Genomic DNA, 20,881 nt, shown 5'->3' on the forward strand with positions numbered 1-20,881 from the left:
GATAAAGAATGATCCCTCTGTTTACTCATGATGGCGCTTTCATTGTAAACATAGCATATGTATCAATTTTTGCAAATATCTGGACGAAAAAAAGCCGCAATTTTGCGGCTTTTAATATGTTAATCCATTTATGTTCGGTAAATAAAAACCTCTTATTGGGCCGTGTATCCTCCATCAACGATCAGGCTATTTCCTGTCATATAGGATGAATCGTCGCTAGCCAGGAACAGTACCGCTTTGGCCATTTCATCTGCTTGTCCGAGCCGCTTCATTGGTGTTGCAGAAGAAAGAGCCTGTTTGCTCTCTTCTGGAATAATCGGTGTATCGATGAAGCCTGGGCAAAGTGCATTCACCCGAATATTTTTCTCAGCATACTCCAGCGCGAGTGAACGAGTCAAATTCACGACGCCACCTTTCGCTGCATTGTAGGCTGCAGAACCGGGTGAACCCACCCATCCGTACATGGAAGCCGTGTTGACGATCGTCCCACCGCCAATTTTGAGCATTTCACGGATCGATTCACGTGCGACCAAGAATACGCCGTCCAGATCTACATTCACCGTATTGCGCCATTCAGCATAGTCAAGCTCGTGCGAAGGATGAACACGCCCAATGCCTGCATTGTTAAATACGATATCCACTTTACCGAAAACATCAACGGTTTTTTTGAAAATCTCAGCAACCTCTTGTTCACTCGTGATGTTTGCTTTAATAAAGAGGGCGTCAGCTTTAAGCGCTTTCAGTTCTTGCTCAAACGCCGTTCCTTTTTCTTCATTCAGGTCTACCAAGACCACTTTGGCTCCTTCTGAAACGAATAAGCGTGCTGTCGCTGCGCCGATCCCGGATGCCCCTCCTGTAATAACTGCCACTTTGTCTTGAAGTTTGCCCATGATTAAATCCTCCAGTATACTATTTTGAATAGCACCTATTTGCATAAGTGCTATATGACGTTTACAAATATAATTGTATGCTTAAAATTGTAACAATCCAATCATTAAGATACGATGATGTGTCTACTACATCGACACTTGGTGAAACAATGTCTATTTTTATAGGAGTTTTTATGTATGAATGATGAACAAATTTTGAAATCTCAACAGCGCAATAGAACCGAGGAGCATCTTAAAACTGCTCTGATCCAGCTTATTAAGAAAAAAGGCTACCATGCCGTCTCTGTTAAAGATATCGTTGATCAGTCTGGTTACAATCGCAGTACATTTTACTTACACTATCAAGATAAATTCATGCTCGCCGAAGAATTGTTGAATACGAAACTTGAAGGTCTGAGATTCGCCGTAGGCAAGCCATATTCACATGGTCAAAAGGTCTACACCAACAAGCTTAATTTTGAATCCTTTCAAATCATCGACTATATCTATGAAAACCGAGACTTCTTCGAACTGATTCGATATGATGATACGTTACCTGGTCTGCATACAGGTTTTCCTCAGACAATTCTGAAAATCTATGAGGAGCAGTTTATCTTTGAGACGATCAACGATTTCCCTGTTAACATGGAATATTTTAAGTACTACACGGCTTACGGCTTTTTTGGAATATTGAACAATTGGATATTAAGCGATTTTCGCGAATCACGTGAGATGTTTATCAAGAATGTAATCGAATTGTCTAAAACGCATATTCATTCCTTTTATTATGTAGGGGACAAGTTGAATTAATGGTACCGATGGACTTGTAGGTTTAGGGTCAGATGGATTCGGATAAATTAAAACAAAAATAGCCGCTAAAATAGCGACTTAATTGGAATTGTGTTCTGCGACAGTTGTTATGAAGACTGCCTGCAAATTTCACAGGCAGTTAGTTGCTTAAATCGTAGTATTTTTCTCTTCATATTCGCTTGATAATTGCTTAAGCGATTTGATTTTACCATGAGGATGCTGTTCTTGCTTTCGTGACTTCCAAGCAGCTTCCTGCCTTTTCTTCTGGCTAGCCATAAAAGATCTCCTCCTCTGGAAAATTAGAGTTATACTACTTTTTTAGGATGTCATTTATGGATTATTTTCATTCAAGATCAGCAAATGATTTAATGTTAGTTGTACCAGTAGATTAGATTGTTTAAATTTCATTTAGAGACAAAGAAGGAGAATCTTATCCTCCATTCTTTGTCTTTTTTTCTCTTTTTTATGTAATTTATTAGGTGATTAATTTTTCGATCAGCCACATCAAAAAATTTGCCTCTTGATTAATTTTGCACAATGAGCAAATTAAAGTTATGATAATTCCAGTAAATGCTTGCTCGCAAAATTAACAATTATAGTTTTCAATACTATGGAAAAATACTTGTAAGCAGCATAAAAGAAGCTATATTTTTCGACAGTAAGAGGCTGCCGAAACGCTTGTTTTGAGCGAAGGCAGCCCTATCCCTTAAGTTATATGGTTACCTAACTCACACACAACCTCATTTCCCGTTCCCAACATGATGGAAGCTTAGTTTCTGAAGTGCTGCCTCCTGGTCACTTTCGGTGATTTCAACAATAACACCCCGGATTTTGATCGCAGGGATACGAATAATCGCCTTATGACCGATATGCTTCCCTTCATAAATGGTCACAGGTCGTCTTGACTTTTGAGTAATGATGTCAATCTTGAAGCTTCGTATATTTTCACCCGCTGTAAGATCCTCTTGGATAATAATGTGGTCGAGCATTTGGGGCACCTCGGTCTCGTAAATCCACGATTTTTCAATTTTTCTGCATTGCTCAATTGTTGCGAATGGACGTTCAAAACGGCGAATTTCCGAACCGAATTCCAACAGTCTCTCTACGTCTTTCTGCGGAAGCAGGCCGTTGCGATCCGGTCCAATATTCAGGAGCAGGTTTGCACCCCGGCCAACCGAATGATAATAAATGCCCATAAGTTCTTCTGTACTTTTCAGGGTAAGTTCATTGCTATCGCTATAGAACCAATCACCTCTAATTTGGACGTCACATTCCGCTGGCAGCCATAGGTTTTCACCCAATCGTTCTTTCTTTTCCGTCAAAATTGAAAACTCCGTTGAGTCCACTTCATTCCAGCATGGAATAGGTGCAATACCATCCTCGTTCCCAACCCACCGAAAGTCGGGGTCACCCATATTAAAAATTAAAATTTGAGGCTGCAAGCGTCGAATTTCAGCAATAATACGTTTCCAATCATACGAATGTCCCTCAGAGCCACAACCGTCAAACCACAGGATATCGATTTCACCATATTGCGTGAGCAACTCTGTGATTTGATTGACGAAATAATCATCGTAGGCCTTTGCATCTTGGGTGTAATAGTCAGCTGAACCATCATACGGTGAATAGTACAAGCCGGGTTTCATATCATATTTTCGGCAAGCATCAACAAATTCGCGTACGACATCCCCTTGCCCATACTTCCACTGAGAAGCCGCCACACTAAATCGACTATAGTCGGAAGGCCAATTGGAAAAGCCGTCATGATGCTTCGCAGTTAACACAGCATAGTTCATTCCGGCTTCTTTCGCCGACCGGATCCACTGCTCACTGTCTAAGTCAACAGGGTTGAAAGCTGCCGGATCCATCTGCCTTTCATCGAAATCGACATATCCTTCATAAAAGGTACGAAGTCCGAAATGAAGAAACAATCCAAATTCCCATTTTTGAAAAGCAAGTTGTTTGGCTGATGGCGTTAATTTCTGAACAAGATTCATATGATCCTACCTTTCTCATCCCATTGTTTAAAACAGCTGTTCATTCTGTTTGTCCGTTCTCAATCTCATATAATCGATCGTAGTCCTCGATATTAAAACTGTATAACTGCATGGCCGTTTTGCCAGAGGAGGGCGCAAGCTCTCTCGGATGATCGAATCGAAATACTCGCTGGAGAATCTGCTCAACCTGCTCTTCCTGTCCATTCCGCTTGGCGATCTGCATATATTCGTAATCGCGGATGCCTCGCTGCAGCCACTTATAACGCAGCGAAAGCAGCGGTTTGCCCCTTTTTCCCGGGTAAACGAAATTGGTATCCCCAGCCTTCCATATCATAGGACGATAGGAAAGCCTCTCCAGAGGTTTGTCGGGCCACACGGTATAATTCCACCGTAAAAAGCCGTCCAATTTCAGCTTTTCTGCGAGCCAAGGGATCACCCTGGACTCAATCGACGGCGAACTGAGGAACGTGTTGGGTTTCTCAGGTGAGCAGCAAACGTAAAACGTAAATGTCCCCTTCACTTCTTTTCTTAACTGTTCTAGCTGTTCATACTCTTCTGCAGCACAGTCAAGGACAGGCACATAATCAACAATTCCTTTGATATGTTTACGAATAAACTCGGTATGATTGATGGCTGCTTTATAGCGGAATGATGGTGCCATCTCGCGTAAGCATGCTAAACTTTCCTCAAATAAGCTGATATCAGCCGGTTCATCAGCAACAACGCGAACACGGTCAATCCAATTTTGCGAGATAAAATGCTGCTCTAATGCCACGATATAAGCGCTAAGATCTGATTTATTTCGGATAAACTTATAGCTCCCCGCTTCTTCATCATAATAGCGGACGCGAATGGCATCGGGGTAATCATCCACAACTCCCCCGAACCCTTCGTCCTCATGCTTCCAAATATTGATCAAACCGAATACTTCTATTTCTTGGCATATTCCGTGCTTCTCACCTATCTCAACATACCGATCCAGGTACGTAAAATCATAATCGAATCGCCCGTCGCTCCTTCTCACAATCTGAACGATACTATATTCATTCAAGTCGGATGGCTCAGCATCGATAAATGATCGCTGTCCGCTCCAAGGCTCCTCTGAAACAACAAGCGTCAACGCCTTTTGTCCAAGCTGAGACAAGCTGTGAAGATATGAATCAAGAAACGTGAAATGTTCATCAGACCAATAGGAAACATCATATTTTCTTGCAATATTACAGTTATGCTGCCACAAGTCCAAAACGAAAGTATAATTTTCAGGCTCTGGCAGCACTTGTTCACTGATCGTTAAACGAAACGTCAGTTCTTTCTCCAAAACCTCATCCTCGAACATCGTATGCGTGTAGAATTTTAGCTTGCCTTCATATTGACCACTTGCAACGGAATCATCGGCATGAAGCTCCACCCACAAAGGTTGGATCTGACGCTTCCTAAGCCATTGATAGGGTTCATCCAGCAGAACATCTGAAGTCATAACGCGATTATCGTCCTCTATCAACCCGATAAGCTGAAGATCGATCTTGCAGGGAGCATCCGTTTCCACCTCGCAGCGCACAATTTTGATCGGGCCGCCCTTCCATAACAGGGCATCCCGGTTCATCGTAACGAGCATATCCTCTTGATCTGAGCTGACCAATGCCTGGAAGGCGGCGCTGTCATTTTTACAGCAGCGAAGTTCCAAGTGTTTCACCTGTGTGTCTTCACGTCCCTGATTCCACCAATTGGACGACCACACATACTTATAGAACATGTTTTGCAAACCACAGTTCATTCCAATCTGCACCTCCGTGTCTAATCTGAAAGCCCCTAATTCCGCCTCCCGTTCAGTCTAGAAGGTGGAATTAGGTGGGGATTTTCGAATTATTTCGTATCAATTGCCCTCTGGTAAATTTCTATATACTGACCAAGCTGCAGGCCGTCCAGACCTTTCACATATGAATCCCATTCTTTCTCGATGTCCTTGCTGCCCGTAATGAACTGAGCCATGTTTGACTTGACGTAATCTCGGATTGATGTTTTCAGTTGAGCCGCTACCTGCGTGTCTTCCAATGCAATGAATACGCTGGACGGATAATTCTCCTTCGATTGGAACGGCTCATATTTGGCTGATTCACGCTTCAGACGAACCTCGTAAGCGCCTTCAGCAAGCGGATCCTGCAGAGCTGCCCATGAGTCACGATACTGGTATGTGCGGAGGGACGGTCCAAGCTGATCCCAACGGTCGTTATACGTAATTTTGGTTTCACCATCAGAAATAATTGCATAAGTTGCCGGGTTGCCGTCCATACCCAGCTCACCTTCCTCTGCTTTACGCCATCCTTCGCCTTCCGGACCATGCTCTTGATTCACAATGGCTTCTTCTGTGTACAAGTAGTCAGCCAAACGGATTGCGGCGATTTTCTGTTCATCGGTCGCTTTGTTCGTAATAGCCATTTGCGATACACTTACTCCCGCAAAGTACCCAGCTTGCTGCACACCATTCGGTCCTTTGAGGGGAGGAACGGTGACATACTCTTTATGACGCGGGTGTTTGTCATCGGGGCTGTGGGCGTAACTGATTAGAGCGGTTGTAATGCTGCCAATCACATTCGCGTCTTGACGGTTGCCCAACTGCTGGATGGCATCGGAGTTTTGTGTGAATGATGCTGGATCGATCAGGCCTTCCGTGTAGAGCTTTTTCAAGTACAATAATCCCTGCTTCCATTCTTCCTTATTGGCGACGAAATCCACTTTGTCGTCCTTTACCTGGAGAAAAGTCCCGTTGTCTTTGTCCACCTGATCGTCGATGATGAACGAATTCATCAAGAAGGAAGCGACGTTCCCTGCCCACATGTCGTCAGCGCCGGTAAGCGGAATTTCGTCTTTTATACCATTACCGTTTGGATCATTTTCTTTAAAAGCTTTTAGCACTTCATAAAACTCGTCCGTTGTTGACGGCATTTTTAACCCAAGCTTATCCAGCCAGGACTGATTGATCCATAGCTTCTGGGCATAGTTGCAGTGATAGCACTCGTTCACTTGCGGAAGTGCATATATGTTGCCGTCCGGTGAAGTGATGGAGCTTTCCAGGTACGGCAGTTCAGCCATTGCTTTTTTGAAGTTAGGCGCATATTTATCAATCAAGTCGTTCAGTGGAATAAACACACCCTCTTTGCCGTACTTCATCTGCTCTTCTTTGGTTAAGCTCCCATGCAAAATGACTTCGGGATAATCACCGCTTGCCAGCATCAATTGTTTACGGTCGTTTAGCGCTTTTTCGGGTACGAGATCCCATTTTATTTGAATATTCGTCTTGTCCTGGAGGTATTTCGTGAATGTATTGGTTTCCATATTCTCTATGACGGCGTACTGTGGAGCAAACATTTTGATCGTCATGGGCGTATTGACAATCGGATATTCCCCAACGGGTGTGAACACGTCGCTTGCTTCTGGTGCACTGGCAGAAGGTGTATTCGTAGTTGTGTTCGAATCCCCGCTACAGGCGCTCAAGACGAGTGATAAACAGAGTGCAGCTCCGAGGACGCACGAGAATGACTTTTTCCATGTTTTCATAGTTATGACCCCTCCCATTTATCGAACATTAATTTCAATTACGGAAGCATTCTATCTGCTTTTCAACCCCTCACCTCCTTAAATGCTGGTTGAGCTACCTCCCCGTCACTATCCTTTTAATGAACCAATCATGACACCTTTAACAAAGTGCTTCTGTACGAACGGATAAATGATCAGGACAGGTGCGCTTGCGACAACGATAAGCGAATATTTAAGCAAATCCTTCAACCCTTGCTGCGCCAACATCTGATCGACATTGCTCACCATGGTCGGATCGATCGAGTTCAGAATAAGAATGTTACGCAACACGATCTGTAACGGGAACAATTCTGCAGATTTCAGGAAAATCAAAGCATCAAAGTAAGCGTTCCAGTGCCCTACAGCGTACATCAGCGTCAACACAGCCAAAATGGGTTTGGAGAGCGGAATTACCATACTGGTAATGAACCGGATGTCACTACACCCATCGAGTTCGGCAGCTTCCGCAATTTCCTCGGGAATCGTGGTCTGGAAAAAGGTCCGGGCGACAATTACTTGAAACACCGCCATGGCTCCTGGCAATATCATCGCCCATCGTGTATCAAGGATATGAAGGTTTTTTACTACGAGATATAAGGGGATTAGCCCTCCTTCGAACATCATCGTTATAACTAGAAGGACCATGATGAAATTACGTCCGTAGAACGTTTTTCTGGCGAGCGGATAAGCAAGCATAACAGTCAAAGCAACGTTGACTGCTGTACCTATGACTGTGTAATAGAGCGAGTTCAAGTAACCGAAAACGATTTGTGGATTTCGAAACACCGCTTTATAGCCTTCCAGCGTAAAGTCGACGGGCAACAGCCACACCTTGCCGGATACGACGGCTTGCGGTGAGCTAAACGATGATGAAATGATAAAGATGAGCGGAAAAAGAACGACAATCGTCACCATGATCAAAAAAGTATAGACACCGATTAGAAATAAACGGTCACCATACGATTCCCGAATCCTTGACGTTTTGAACATACTTGTTCCTCCTTTCTGCTGATTTTGCTGTTACCATAAACTCGAACTGGATAACTTCTTCGCAATATAGTTAACGCTCACAAGAAGAATCAGATTGATAATCGAGTTAAAGAAACCGATCGCCGTCGAAAAGCTGAAGCTCGAGCTGAGCAGCCCCACCTTATACACATAGGTAGAAATGACCTCTGAGGTGCTGATGTTTAGTGGATTTTGCATCAAATATACTTTTTCAAACCCAACTTTCATGAAATTCCCCAAATTCAATATGAGCAGAATGACGGACACCGGGATAAGGCTTGGTAAATCAATATTGAAAATTTTCTGCATCCGGGACGCACCATCCACTTTTGCCGATTCATACAGTTCAGGGTTGACTCCTGCCAATGCTGCGATGTAGATAATGGCACCATAACCTGAAAATTGCCAGACATCCGACCACACATATATCGATTTGAACAAGCTGGGAATTCCCATGAAATTTGTATTCTCAATGCCGAGTATTTGAGTGAACTTGCTAATAATCCCAACACTCGGCGATAAAGTTACGATGAGAATAGAAACCATGATAACCGTTGAAATAAAGTAAGGCGCATAGGTGATCATTTGTACACTGCTTTTGAAAAAACCGTTACGAATTTCATTTAATGCAAGTGCCAATAGAATCGGAGCAGGGAAACCAACAAGCAAACCGTACATATTAATGCCAAGTGTGTTCTTCAAATACAGCCAAAAGTTTGGTGATTCAAAAAATTGATCAAAATATTTCAGTCCGACCCATGGGCTACCCCAAATACCTTGGATGACGTTGTACTCTTTAAAAGCAATGACGACGCCAGACATAGGTATATACTTGAAAATGACCAAATACAGCAACGGTAGAAATACGACCAAGTATAACTGCCAGTGACGCTTCATTTTTTTTCCAATGAAGCGTAATGATGATTTGCTGTCAGGCAATGCAGGTTCATGTGGCTGGCCTTGCAATGAAGTTTCGGGTTTCCTGATTCTCTTTTGCATGCTTGACATATGCTCCTTCTCCTTCCGTTCGATCTAATTGTTTGCGCTTACATTCTACATAGTAAAGTAGGATAACGAGGTCCAGCAAGAAACAATAATCGTTAACTTAACCGTCTTCGCATGGCCTGAAAATACGCAGCAGCTCCGGTGATTAGCCGGAGCTGCTGCATGAAATACATTATGAAATTGCTAGGCAAGCAGGCGTAGCAAACCATTTTCAACCAGTTAACCAAATTCAACCGATCTGTCTGCGCGCTGCTTCTTCGCGGAATTCGCTTGGGGAGTAGCCTACCACTTTCTTAAACACACGGCTGAATGAGATCGCGCTTGTATAACCTACCTTCTCAGCTACCTCCTGCATGGAACCTTGCGTTTCCGTGAGCAAGCGCTTTGCGGCCTGCAAGCGGATGTCAATCAAGAAGTCGACGAATTTCTGTCCGGTCTCTTCCCTGAATAGCTTGCTTACATATTTTCCATTAATGTTAAAGATTGAACTGAGATATTCAAGCGACATGTTCGGATTGGCATACTGCTCTTCGATCATTTTTCGCATATCTCGTATGGTAGCTGCATGCAGACGCCTGTTTTGCGCTTCCTTCAAATCTGTGAAAAAGCTGTTCAACACGGTCAAAGATTCTTCCCGCATTTGCTCAAGTGAATGGCACTCATCTATGATTTTACTGAGCCTCGGTAATCCATCTCGCATCCATATTTCTTGGACCTCTTTTGTCATCCCGGAGATTTCCAATCCCAAATAGTAAATGAAATAATTCATCAGATTTGTAATTTCATCTTTCGTTAACAACCCTAACTTCATTTCATTCATGAGCTTATCGTACTTCGTCTTCCATTCGTCCTCAAGAAGTCTGAACGACTGGATGATGGATCGAATTACGTTTAATTGTGAGAACACCTCAACCTGACCGTGATTTGTGATGTGTTCGCTAGTAATGAGCCTATTTTCTCCAAGCACTATCTTATATTTAAGCGCCCTGAGTGCCTCTTTATAAGAATTTGCGACGCTTGAAAGCTCTGTAACCTGCTCACCGATACCTACCGTTACCGTAAATTTCAGATTTTCCTGCACCCACACACGAACGCTCTCGAAAAGTTTGTATGTTATGGAAGTACCTGCTTCCTCCCCACTGTCCACAAATACCATGACACTTAGCTGAAATGCCGAAGTCCACTCGGACCAAAGCGCGAGCCCATATTTTGGAGCAAGCTCCTGAATAACACTACGTAGCGCGAATTTAAGAAGGTTTTGGTCTCTGCGGGAGTATCGGCAGCAAAAATCACTGTATTTATCCATTTCGATCACAAGTACGACTTGTTTATTAAACGAGTATGGAAGCTGAAGACTGTTTGTTTCTCCTATCCATTCCTCATGGGTTAAACCCATGTCACCTTCAATGAGTTGGTGGAACAAGTACCTTTTTCGCAAATGCAGATCTTCATCGTGCTTTTGCTGATACTGATTTGATTGCTCAATAATATTGGACAAGGCCGATTCGATGAAGGAAAATTCATCTCCCAACTCCTTGGACAAAGGGAGACGGTAACCGCGGATTCGCGCCACAATCTGTTCCAGCGGTCTTGAATTGCGTCTGGTAACATAGAGCAACCATACAAAACCACCCCCGATCGTCACGATACCGATGATAAACCAGACATTATATAATGAAGAGATCACATGGAACAACTTTCCATTTATAAGTCCGCTTTGGTAGGACCATCCGGTATAGCTCGATACATAATTGGAGAAGATCTTTGATTGTTCTTTAGAATGCAGATCACTAAACAAATCGTTTCCCGCGGCGTCCCGAATTCCGATAAAGCTTGTTTTTGAATCGTATAGGTCAGCAATACTGTTCTGTAACGAATCAGTTGCCACATTGACGACGATCATGCCTTTCTCGCCTGTAATAAATGGCGCTCCCCGTACCAAACTAACGACAGACTTACTCCCTTTTGTAGAAAACTGCTCGAAGCTTCTTACGCCCGACCATTGCTTGGATGCGAGCGGATCCATAGACTTTTTAATAAATGGCTCATCCCTGTAGTTGCTAAGTTGATCACTTGTCGCATTACTGAGCACGAAATTGTCTTCATAACGCACAAAATAGATTGAATCAATCATGGGGTAATAGGATATCATATCCTGCATTTTTTTAACTGCGCTTATGTTGATGAAAATGTTATTCTTCTCTTCATTATTGAAGAAATCAATCAACTGCTTATTATTTATTGTTTCCGACATGATCATATTGTCTATCGCCTTCAGGGAAGTATCGATCAGACGCATCGCCTGTAATGATAGCATTTTATTGGCGTTAAGCGCCTCCTTACGGCTTTGTTCGCTTAGTATCTGAAAAAAAACAAAAAACGTAAACGTGACCACGACAATAAAAATCGGCATATAAGAAAACAGCAATCGATTAAATAACGTTTTCCTCATATCCAGCCCCCAATTTTTTAAACGGAATGATATTTATTACATATTGTACACGCTTACATCTGAAGACGTCCATACAAACGGTAAGTCCACCACTCAACAATATGTAGACGAATTCCCTCTTTTTTGGCCATACAAAAATGCACCCCCTAGAATTTCATCGGCTAAACCCAGAGGTTTTTCCAATGTCTATTCTAAGGGGTGCACTTCACTCAACAGTAAGAGTCATTCTCTTAACTGTCTGACTGGAAGGGGATTGCTGACCTTTTATACTCCCGAATCGGTAGGATTCACACTCACTAAGATGCGGTCGATATCTGGGGCATAACCCGTCGGCTGTGAGAATAGAAGCGTATTGGACCCCGCCTGCAGATGTACTGTCGTCTCCTGAGAAGCCACTGTTGTCCAACTGCCGGAACTTGGGAAGTTGAGCGATGTACCAGCCGCTCCATTCACACTTAATATGGCGGAGCGGCTTGCTTCACCATTCAAGTACTGAATCGTTAATTTGTAGTTACCTGCTGACGGCACTGTTACACTATTGAACTTCAGCGTGCCGCTACCGTTGCCTAAATAACCCACCTTTGCCCCACCAGAGCAAGTCGTACAGTTCGCAATGACCGCTGAACCTGCTAACGTGTTTCCCGCTGCCTCTGCCTCATAGGCGCTAACACCTGAATTCGGAGGTGTTACTGGCGTCACGGGCGGGTCAGCCAGTAAAGTAGAAGTTGTAGCACTCGCAGAAACATGGAAACCGGACAGTGTTAGCCAGCCGTCTCGGTTTGCGTCCTGACGTGTGTTCGCAAAGCGAATTGTTTTGCCGCTGGTGAGTGGATTGACAATTCGCATGACCAGCCTGTAATCACCGGCGGGAAGGTTGTGATTCGCACTATATGAGAAAGAATAGTCCGCGTCTCCAGGCAAGATGCTTTTCAGATTCCATGATTTCGTGCCAAGCGACTTAACCCATGTGTCGGAGGAATTCAGTACGCCAAACTCGACCTCCCAATTGTAGTAAAACGGAGCAACGCCTTTGTTCTGGAGTTTGACGTTGACTTGCAGTGAGGACGCCGATGAATCACTCAGCTGCACGGATGAATTGTACAGCGTATAACCAAGCATTTTATGAGCTTGTAGCGCATTAAGCTTAGCCGTCTCGTTAGGTAAAGAATTTTTGTACACACGATCATACATTAGCCAAGAGGCATGTGTCGTTTCGACTGAGGTCTGGAAGTCTTCACCGTTTTGGTTGGGCCAGTGCTGCCAAAAACTCGTATCCTGCTGGAGGGGTGGATATAATTCGCCACCAATCGGATGAGTCTTCCAGATGTCCTGCAGGCCGTTTTGCGTAATCAAATTCCAAAAACCCCAATCATTTGCGAACAAGGTTTCGTACGAAAAAGAATCATCATGGTAGCCGAAAGCGTTTTTCAAATCTGCTGTACTCGCCGAATAAGGGTACCTGGCAAGTACCTGGGTCTTCTGGAATGCACCCTTGAATGCCGAAAGCAACCCGTCACGGTTAGTCTGGTTCATCTCCCAATTCGTTGGATCGGTATTATAGGGCCATGTATGCCACTCTCCCCAAAATCCGTATAATCCTGTTGTCAGAAAGCCAATTCGAGGATCACCATCGTAGCGGGTCCCAAGTGCGCTGACGAACTGTCGCAACGCCTGATTTAAATTTGCGTCGTTCCAGTCTGGGGCCAGACTGTGGGTAGATGTATCGTGATTGCCGTTCTGATCATAATCCCGGGTCTTAAGCCCGCCGTTAATTAGAAACTGCGGAATACCGCTTGTACGCCCCGGGTAGTCAACGTAGACACGAAAAGCCGCCTGGTTGCCCCGACTAGCGATATCATTAAGATAGGCATCCAGCGGTGCCCAGTTGTACGTGTTCCAGTCCGTCATCAGGTCACGAAGCGAAACGTAGAACCATTCCATGCTGTGCGGAAAACTACTGTTCGGATCAACACTTTCCGATGGAAGCTTGGAGAAAGGTAAAAAGCCCTTCAGTGGGTTTAGCTCCAGCCCGGCTTTGTTCGGGTCATAGGTTTGGGCCTGCCATTCTCCTGATGCATATGCATGGTTGGGCTTGAAGTTTATAAACATTATTGAGCCAAGTAGACAAAGGACGACCATCATCAATCCTAACCTTGCAAGTCTTGCATTGGACATTGCATCGTTCACTCCTGTTCGCATGAGATTAACTATTAAATATGGCAACAAACATACTCGCCAGCCTTACTCACCCCCTCTCCAGCCCTGAACTCTACGCATGAATGAGAACCCACCCCGTCTCTACTTGATACAGAAAGCTTAATAAACGTGGTGGTAGTACGCTCAGTCCTTTTCACAGATTACAATCGTTGTAATTCAAAAAGATCATCCCTTACTGGCACTAAAGGCGACACCCTCAATAAACCGCCGTTGGAAAATGAAAAACAGTATGAGCATCGGAATAACTGCCATGAACGCACCAGCCATCAATACGGGATAATCCGTACCAAACATGGAGACAAGTGTGGCAAGACCTGCTGACAGCGTTAATTTTTCCGGTGAACTGTTGATGATAAGCGGCCACTGTAATTCGTTCCATGACCAGAGCAGTTGGATGATGACGACTGCAACCAGTGCTGACTTGACAAGGGGCAGCATGATATAGCGAAAGATTTGGAACGGATTGCATCCGTCGAGCACTGCCGCCTCCTCCAATTCTTTGGAGATGCCGAGGAAAAACTGGCGCAGCAAAAAAGTCGCAAATGGGCTGACGAGCGAAGTGATCCAAAGTGCGGTCGTCGTATTCACCAATCCAAGTTTGCTCATCATCAAATATTGCGGTGTATAGAACACTGGGTTGGGAATCATCATGACCGAAATGATCAGAAAAAAACACAGCCCTCTACCTGGAAAGCGAATACGCGCAAATGCAAAGGCCGCCATCGCGCTGAAGACGACAGGGAATAACGTCTTCATGAACGCAGCCATCAGCGTATTCGCATAATAATGCAAGAAGGCCGATTGCCTTAGGGCGTCTACATAGCCTCGGAAACTCGGCTCGGCAGGTAATATCGTAATCGGAATCTGGGTCGCCTCCGTTGTCGTCTTGAGAGACGTAAGAATCATCCAGAGAAATGGAAGCACCATGACGGCTGCGCCAGCGATCAGAACCAAATGAATAATAAAATTGCTTCTATGCTTCGAAGAGACAACTCTGCTCACTTTCGTACCTCCTCAATCGTAAATCACCCATTTTTTTTGCAGCATGAACTGAATACCCGTCAAAACTAGGTTGATCACCAGCAAAATGTTGACGATAGCTGCTCCATAGTTCTGATCGTAATAGATAAATGAATTTTGGTAATAAGCGTATACGAGAGAACGCACGGCCGGTAGCGCAACGTTCGTTTTACCAATAATCAGATAGATACTGTCAAAAATTTGTGTGGCACCGATCACAAGCACAATCGACGTAAAAAATAGCGTTGGTGTTAATAGCGGGAGCGTGATGGAACGAAACTTGCGAAAACCAACAGCGCCATCAATCTCAGCCGCCTCATACAGAGTGCGCGGAATTCCTTGAAGCCCAGCTAGGATCAGCAACATGTTAAAACCAATCGCTCCCCAAACACCGACCATGACAAGAGCATACATGGCGAACCGCTTGTCAGATATCCACGCGATGTGGGTGCCGAGTACGGAGTTCAGTAGTCCGTAATCCTGTGCGAAAATAATGACCCACACCATAGCAGCCGCGGCCGCCATCGTGACCTGCGGTAGAAAATAAATGACCCGATAGACAGACTGTCCCTTAATCTTTGCGTTAAGCAGTACGGCGAAGAACGTTGACAATATAATCGTCGTAGGTACAAACAGCACGACATAAAGTATCGTATTACGTAGATTTTGCCAGAACTCCTCGTCCATAAATAATCTCTCGTAGTTTGCCCAACCGACCCAGTGGTTGACAAGGCCGAAGTTTTCGGACTTCAGGAAGCTCAGATAGATGGAATACACAGCTGGCCAGCTCCAGAAAACGAGCGTTCCGATCAACGTCGGAGCGATCATCATATAAGCCCATATATATCTGCTTTTTGAATGCATTGCCTTCACCTCATTTGTGCCATAGGTATTCCGTTTACCGGAATACCATCGACAATTTTGCCTGGCGTAGGACGCTTATTTTGCGTCCTCAATCGCCTGATTCATCATTTCCGCCACTTTCTTGGCGCCTTCTTCGATTGAAATCGCGCCGCCCCATGCCTGCGACATAATTTCTGCCTCTTTCGAGAACCAGACTGGGTACGATTTTGAACCACTCGGGTACGGAGTAGCGTCCGCCGCTTGATCAATGAATATCTGCAGGTTCAAATCGGGATTGTTCTGCACCCATGCGTCTTGCGTATTATTGAACGCCGGAATCGCTGCACCCATCTCTGCCGTGATCTCAGCGGCCTCCTTGGAGCCGAGAAACTTCAGGAACTGCCATGCTTCATCCTTGTGCTTCCCCTTAGTAGACATGACGTTACCGATGCCATTAATGATATTGCCGCGCTTGACCTTCCCCTTCGGCAGGGGTGCCCAATCGTATTTTCCTTTGATGATTTCACTACTCGCCAGATTGCCGTTGTCCCAAGATCCATCGAAAATCATCGCGAGCTTGCCGGACTTGAACATTTCGACCGAATCCGTGTCTGTCATCTGCTGGTGCGTCGGTGAAGCCTTGTCAAGAATCATCTGGTAGCGGGCTTTTAGTGCCTCAATCGAAGCCATTTCGTCGTAGCCAGATTTGGTCATGTCGTCATTTAAAATAAAACCACCGTTCGCTAACATGTCGTTCCAGTAGCCTGCTTGGGTGTCCAACTTTGCGCCAAAACCGTATATGCCCTTGTCTGGCTGACTTAGCTGTTTGGCGACTTCAGCAAGCTTGGCATAATCCCATGTATTGTCTGGATAAGGAATGTTCGCCTGATCAAACAGCTCCTTGTTGTAGGCCAGACCAATGGTATCGAAGTCCTTTGGAATACCATAGTTTTGCCCGTCCTTCGTGTAGATGGAGACAAGGTTGGACGCGTAGTTGTTCAGATCGATTTCATTGGCCTGGACTTTGTCCGTGATTGGCTCGAGGAACTGGCCCTCTGCGTACTTCATAAACTGACCACCATGCATCCAAAATACATCGGGCAGCATTCCCGCTGGCGCTGCGGCGGACATCTTCGTCCAATATTCGCCCCAAGGAATAGCATCAACTTTCACCTTGATATTCGGGTGCTGCTCAGTAAACGCATCTGCAATCGCCTCCATCGCAGGCTGCTGGTTTTTATCCCAGATCGTGTAAGAGATCGTAACGCTCTTCTGGGCACCACTGTCGGTAGCCCCGCCCCCGTCATTAGAACTATTACAGCCCGCCATCAACGTGACAAGCAGTAAGCTGGCGATCCCTGCCGCCATTTTTTTTCTTATATTCATCGTCAAACTCCCCTCGACTTTTTCTTGAAAAAGAAGATTGTACTCTTACGTCCAGCAATCATGCTCCAAAAGCCGGAGACGGAAAAAATGCGCGTTTTTTCCGCCAGTCGATCGTCGTGAGCTCTTGACGTTCTCATCATAAATCAGGAAAAATCCGGTTTAAATGCCCAGATTTTAAGATTCAAACCACATTTTTAAGATCCCCTTCCCAACTGCGGATGATCTCTGCATAATAAAACCCGTACCTAAATTCAAACGATTGGGGCAAATCATCCGCAAGATTTTGTCCGCAATTCCAAAGGAGACTTCTCCCATGAATAATATCTCAATCACCCGGCTGCCCGGTGAGTACTGGTGGGGCGGTGTGATCAACGATGGCAGCTCCATGCCGTTTGGCAAAACAACATATACGAGGGATTTACGTGTGACGGATGACAATCAGGCCTCGCCTTTGCTGCTCTCCAATAAGGGCAGATATATTTGGAGCGAGCAGCCGTTTGCCTTCCATGTGGACGAGAATGGACTTTCCGTCTTTGATAACGCTGATGAAGTCGTCGTGGAAGAGGAACATCGTTCACTGCAGGGAGCATACCGTCATGCTGCCGGCACACACTTCCCTCCTTCCAAGCAAATGCCCGACGCCCTCGTCTTCACAGCCCCGCAGTACTGTACCTGGGTCGAGATGTTCTATAACCCTGCGCAGGACAGAATTATCCGTTATGCAGAATCGATTCTAGCGAATGGACTGCCGCCCGGCGTCCTCATTATCGACGACAATTGGATGATGGATTATGGCATGTGGGACTTTGACAAGCACAGGTTTCCGAATCCCCGGGAGATGATCGATACGCTTCACGGCATGGGGTTCAAGGTGATGCTCTGGATGTGCCCATACGTAAGTGCGGACTGCACCATGTTTAAGGAATTGCGAGCGGATGATCTGCTTCTAACAGGCTTGGACAACGCGCCAATCATCCGACATTGGTGGAATGGTTACAGTGCAGTTGTGGATTATACGAAGGAGGAAGGAGCGGCCTGGTTCAAGCGGCAGATGGATCGTCTAATCACTGATTACGGTGTCGATGGTTTTAAGCTTGACGCCGGCGAGCCGTTCTTGCCGGGCGGAGCGGACACGACCCAGCCCGTTGCATGGACTCGTCCCCTGCGTCTGCTTGAAGATTGCGAAGCTTACGCCAATCTCGGAGTTGGCTATTCGCTCGTTGAGCTGCGGATGTGCTGGAAGCTCGGTGGCCAGGGACTCATCCAGCGCCAGCGGGACAAGACTCATACGTGGGACGCCACTGGGCTCAGCGGACTCATACCCAACGCGATTGCTCAGGGACTGCTTGGCTACGCATTTAACTGCCCCGACATGATCGGCGGCGGTATGGACGGCGATATCAACTCCCCGGAATTTCACTTTGACAGTGAATTGTTCGTACGGTACACCCAGTGCGCCGCGCTGTTCCCTGTGATGCAGTTTTCCATGGCACCCTGGCGCGTGCTGAAAGGTGAAGAGCTAACCTGGTGCCTTGACGCCGTACGGCTAAGATCCGAGCTTGGCCCCGAACTGCTCGCGCTTGCTCGCCAGGCCTCTGCAGATGGCCTACCGATACTGCGCAGCCTGGAGTTCGAATATCCCGAGTGCGGCTACGAGCTCGTAAATGACCAGTTTCTCCTCGGACAGAATCTGCTCGTTGCGCCAGTCGTCGTCAAGGGACTTACATCCAGAAACGTGGTTTTTCCTGAAGGTCAATGGCAGGATGAGGATGGGAATATCATCAACGGGCCAGCCGAACTTCAAGTTGATGCGCCCCTCTCACGTCTGCCTTGGTATCGTAAAATCCAATAGAAGGTATATCTCCATGAAAAAAATAAAGCTCGCCCTGATTGGCGCAGGCGCCAGAGGGCTGCTTCGCTAGATGAGCGAATTCAAAGCAACGATTTTGACGTCTTCGACCTTCAATTGACAAAGGAACAGTTCTGCTCAGATAATAAAAAGGTTGAAGATACACCATCCGTAACAAGCGAAAACTGACTGGGGGATTTAAGCATGTATGAGCTACTAATCGTTGATGATCATGCTCATCTCGTGGACAGTCTCGAACGCACCATGCCGTGGGAAGCGCTCGGCATTGGCAAGGTTCACAAGGCCTTCTCTGGTGAAGAGGCACTTGAACATTGCAAGAGCTATCCCGTCGATATTATCATCACCGATATTCGAATGCCCGGAATCTCCGGCCTGGAGCTGATCGAGCATATAAAAAAATACGACAAGCACTTCAAAAGTATCCTGTTGTCCGGCTATGGCGAATGGGACTATGCTCAGGAGGCAATCAGACAGCAGGTGGATGGTTACCTGCTCAAACCGGTCGACCAGAAGGAGCTAGCCGACATGCTGCACCAACTCACGGAAGCACTCCGCCTGGAATGGGACGAACGGGGCAAACAGGAGAAGGCAATGAGCATGCTCAGCGAACATATGCCATTGTTTCGAGAAAAGCTGCTTATTGATCTGCTTCAAGGTAGGAAGCTTCCTCCCAAACTGCTCGAAGAAAAAATGGCTTATTATCGGTTGCCATTCTGTCCGAGCGACGAAACTGCAATTTGCCTCCTCCGTATTGAATCTTCTGCAGAGGAGTTGAACTGGAAGGACAAGTCCCTGCTCTCCTCTGCCGTCGCAAATATCGCAGAGGAAACCTTCTCGGAATTGTTCCATGTCTGGCACGGGCGTGATGCATACGACCATGAAGTCTTCGTTCTCAAGGTACGGGAAGAGTCATGGCTAGCGTTAGAGAAAGAACCGGAGCTTAATCGACAGCGGTCCCTCGAACATTTGGCGGCCAGGCTTCAGCAGCACGTCAGACACTTTCTCAAAAGCAGCATTTCAATCGTCGTTAGCCACTGGCAGGTCATGGTTCACGGCCTGCGTGAGACTTACCAGGACTCACTGGCTATACTCACCCGCCATCTTGGCGGTGAGACGGACCTCTTAATCCGCATGCAAGACGCCTTAGTGCCTGAAAAGCCCTACCGCGTCCATAGCCTTTACGAGTCGCCCACAATGATCCAGTTGTTCGAAATTTACCAGTGGGAGGCGATCTCTGCCAAGTGGGACGCCATTTTCCTTGAGGTGACAAACAAACGAATGGATTCACGGGAAACGCTACTTGAGCTCTATTATCACGCGATGGGTGCCTTCAGCTTTTTTGCCCACAAAAACGGACTCAGCCTGCTTGAGATCATCCCTCCAGAGCTGGACAAGGCCACTGAAGCCAACCGTTTCCGCCATATGTACCAGCTTCAGGATTGGATAGTACTCACGCTCGAGCGATTGCGGGAGATGACCAAAAGCGAATGGAACAATGAGCAAGTAGCGCTCATCCTTAAGGTCCAACAGTTCATCACCGCGCATCTCGCGGACGCCACGCTGCAGACGGCAGCGGATCACGTCGGCCTGCATCCCGCGTATTTGTCTGCTCTGTTCAAAAGCAAGGCAAGCGAGAATATTAGCGAATATTTGTACAAAATGCGCATGCAGCGCGCGCGGGAAATCCTTATCGAGCAGCCAGAACTCAAGGTTAGCGACGTTGCGACGGCAATCGGCTACCATAAGCCGCAGTACTTCATCAAATTGTTCAAAGAGCATTTTGGACTGACACCGCAAGACTTCCGTCATCAATCCTCCTGACCGAACGGGG

General features: G+C 46.0%; 15 protein-coding genes. 3 read left to right on the plus strand and 12 right to left on the minus strand.

Going from position 1 to position 20,881, the window contains the following annotated elements; genetic code table 11:
* Positions 1 to 152 precede the first annotated feature (152 nt).
* Positions 153 to 890 carry an SDR family NAD(P)-dependent oxidoreductase gene (locus tag DC345_RS18950; protein WP_113054389.1) on the minus strand — a complete coding sequence of 246 codons (738 nt, stop codon included), beginning with the start codon at positions 888 to 890 and terminating at the stop codon, positions 153 to 155.
* A 177-nt stretch (positions 891 to 1,067) separates the two neighbouring features.
* Between DC345_RS18950 and DC345_RS18955 the strand changes: the two genes are divergently transcribed.
* Positions 1,068 to 1,679 (plus strand): TetR/AcrR family transcriptional regulator, encoded by a 612-nt coding sequence (locus DC345_RS18955; protein WP_113054390.1) that lies wholly within the window; start codon positions 1,068 to 1,070, stop codon positions 1,677 to 1,679.
* A 147-nt stretch (positions 1,680 to 1,826) separates the two neighbouring features.
* On the opposite strand, the gene DC345_RS31970 is transcribed toward DC345_RS18955, so the two are convergent.
* From DC345_RS31970 to DC345_RS19005, 11 genes are all read right to left on the minus strand, one after another.
* Positions 1,827 to 1,955, minus strand: coding sequence for a DUF6254 family protein (locus DC345_RS31970; protein WP_220095247.1), 129 nt, complete (start codon positions 1,953 to 1,955; stop codon positions 1,827 to 1,829).
* Positions 1,956 to 2,419: 464 nt separating this feature from the next.
* Positions 2,420 to 3,676, minus strand: a complete 1,257-nt coding sequence (locus DC345_RS18960; protein ID WP_113054391.1) for an alpha-L-fucosidase — start codon at positions 3,674 to 3,676, stop codon at positions 2,420 to 2,422.
* A 40-nt stretch (positions 3,677 to 3,716) separates the two neighbouring features.
* Positions 3,717 to 5,450: a DUF4091 domain-containing protein gene (locus DC345_RS18965; RefSeq protein WP_113054392.1), complete on the minus strand. Its 1,734-nt coding sequence runs from the start codon at positions 5,448 to 5,450 to the stop codon at positions 3,717 to 3,719.
* Positions 5,451 to 5,539: 89 nt separating this feature from the next.
* The gene (locus tag DC345_RS18970) at positions 5,540 to 7,231 is read right to left on the minus strand and encodes an ABC transporter substrate-binding protein (RefSeq protein WP_181586644.1); all 1,692 of its coding nucleotides are present in this window, start codon (positions 7,229 to 7,231) and stop codon (positions 5,540 to 5,542) included.
* Between the two features lie 108 nt (positions 7,232 to 7,339).
* Complete coding sequence (locus tag DC345_RS18975) at positions 7,340 to 8,239, minus strand: carbohydrate ABC transporter permease (protein ID WP_113054394.1); 900 nt, start codon at positions 8,237 to 8,239, stop codon at positions 7,340 to 7,342.
* Between the two features lie 30 nt (positions 8,240 to 8,269).
* Entirely contained in the window at positions 8,270 to 9,256 is a 987-nt protein-coding gene (locus DC345_RS18980; protein ID WP_397333690.1) for an ABC transporter permease, read from the minus strand.
* 235 nt (positions 9,257 to 9,491) lie between these two features.
* A complete protein-coding gene (locus tag DC345_RS18985; RefSeq protein ID WP_113054396.1) occupies positions 9,492 to 11,714 on the minus strand; it encodes a helix-turn-helix domain-containing protein in 2,223 nt (740 codons plus the stop codon).
* A 264-nt stretch (positions 11,715 to 11,978) separates the two neighbouring features.
* On the minus strand, positions 11,979 to 13,889 hold the full coding sequence (locus tag DC345_RS18990) for a DUF4832 domain-containing protein (RefSeq protein WP_181586645.1): 1,911 nt from the start codon (positions 13,887 to 13,889) through the stop codon (positions 11,979 to 11,981).
* Positions 13,890 to 14,096: 207 nt separating this feature from the next.
* A complete protein-coding gene (locus tag DC345_RS18995) occupies positions 14,097 to 14,933 on the minus strand; it encodes a carbohydrate ABC transporter permease (RefSeq protein WP_064637320.1) in 837 nt (278 codons plus the stop codon).
* Between the two features lie 12 nt (positions 14,934 to 14,945).
* Positions 14,946 to 15,815, minus strand: a complete 870-nt coding sequence (locus DC345_RS19000; protein WP_113054398.1) for a carbohydrate ABC transporter permease — start codon at positions 15,813 to 15,815, stop codon at positions 14,946 to 14,948.
* Between the two features lie 75 nt (positions 15,816 to 15,890).
* Positions 15,891 to 17,180 (minus strand): ABC transporter substrate-binding protein, encoded by a 1,290-nt coding sequence (locus tag DC345_RS19005; protein WP_258530715.1) that lies wholly within the window; start codon positions 17,178 to 17,180, stop codon positions 15,891 to 15,893.
* Positions 17,181 to 17,493: 313 nt separating this feature from the next.
* Here DC345_RS19005 and DC345_RS19010 point away from each other — a divergent pair, with 313 nt between their 5' ends.
* Both DC345_RS19010 and DC345_RS19015 read left to right on the plus strand, forming a co-directional pair.
* A complete protein-coding gene (locus DC345_RS19010; protein ID WP_113054399.1) occupies positions 17,494 to 19,032 on the plus strand; it encodes a glycoside hydrolase family 31 protein in 1,539 nt (512 codons plus the stop codon).
* Positions 19,033 to 19,233: 201 nt separating this feature from the next.
* Positions 19,234 to 20,871, plus strand: a complete 1,638-nt coding sequence (locus DC345_RS19015) for a response regulator (RefSeq protein ID WP_113054400.1) — start codon at positions 19,234 to 19,236, stop codon at positions 20,869 to 20,871.
* Positions 20,872 to 20,881: the final 10 nt, after the last annotated feature.

It is taken from the genome of Paenibacillus taichungensis, assembly GCF_003287275.1.
GTDB lineage: Bacteria > Bacillota > Bacilli > Paenibacillales > Paenibacillaceae > Paenibacillus > Paenibacillus taichungensis_A.

Excerpts from the sequence above, each read along its gene's own strand:
- DC345_RS18950 (WP_113054389.1), bottom strand. The coding sequence starts at position 890 with ATGGGCAAACTTCAAGACAAAGTGGCAGTTATTACAGGAGGGGCATCC.
- DC345_RS18955 (WP_113054390.1), top strand. The coding sequence starts at position 1,068 with ATGAATGATGAACAAATTTTGAAATCTCAACAGCGCAATAGAACCGAG.
- DC345_RS31970 (WP_220095247.1), bottom strand. The coding sequence starts at position 1,955 with ATGGCTAGCCAGAAGAAAAGGCAGGAAGCTGCTTGGAAGTCACGAAAG.
- DC345_RS18960 (WP_113054391.1), bottom strand. The coding sequence starts at position 3,676 with ATGAATCTTGTTCAGAAATTAACGCCATCAGCCAAACAACTTGCTTTT.
- DC345_RS18965 (WP_113054392.1), bottom strand. The coding sequence starts at position 5,450 with ATGAACTGTGGTTTGCAAAACATGTTCTATAAGTATGTGTGGTCGTCC.
- DC345_RS18970 (WP_181586644.1), bottom strand. The coding sequence starts at position 7,231 with ATGAAAACATGGAAAAAGTCATTCTCGTGCGTCCTCGGAGCTGCACTC.
- DC345_RS18975 (WP_113054394.1), bottom strand. The coding sequence starts at position 8,239 with ATGTTCAAAACGTCAAGGATTCGGGAATCGTATGGTGACCGTTTATTT.
- DC345_RS18980 (WP_397333690.1), bottom strand. The coding sequence starts at position 9,256 with ATGCAAAAGAGAATCAGGAAACCCGAAACTTCATTGCAAGGCCAGCCA.
- DC345_RS18985 (WP_113054396.1), bottom strand. The coding sequence starts at position 11,714 with ATGAGGAAAACGTTATTTAATCGATTGCTGTTTTCTTATATGCCGATT.
- DC345_RS18990 (WP_181586645.1), bottom strand. The coding sequence starts at position 13,889 with ATGTCCAATGCAAGACTTGCAAGGTTAGGATTGATGATGGTCGTCCTT.
- DC345_RS19000 (WP_113054398.1), bottom strand. The coding sequence starts at position 15,815 with ATGCATTCAAAAAGCAGATATATATGGGCTTATATGATGATCGCTCCG.
- DC345_RS19005 (WP_258530715.1), bottom strand. The coding sequence starts at position 17,180 with ATGAATATAAGAAAAAAAATGGCGGCAGGGATCGCCAGCTTACTGCTT.
- DC345_RS19010 (WP_113054399.1), top strand. The coding sequence starts at position 17,494 with ATGAATAATATCTCAATCACCCGGCTGCCCGGTGAGTACTGGTGGGGC.
- DC345_RS19015 (WP_113054400.1), top strand. The coding sequence starts at position 19,234 with ATGTATGAGCTACTAATCGTTGATGATCATGCTCATCTCGTGGACAGT.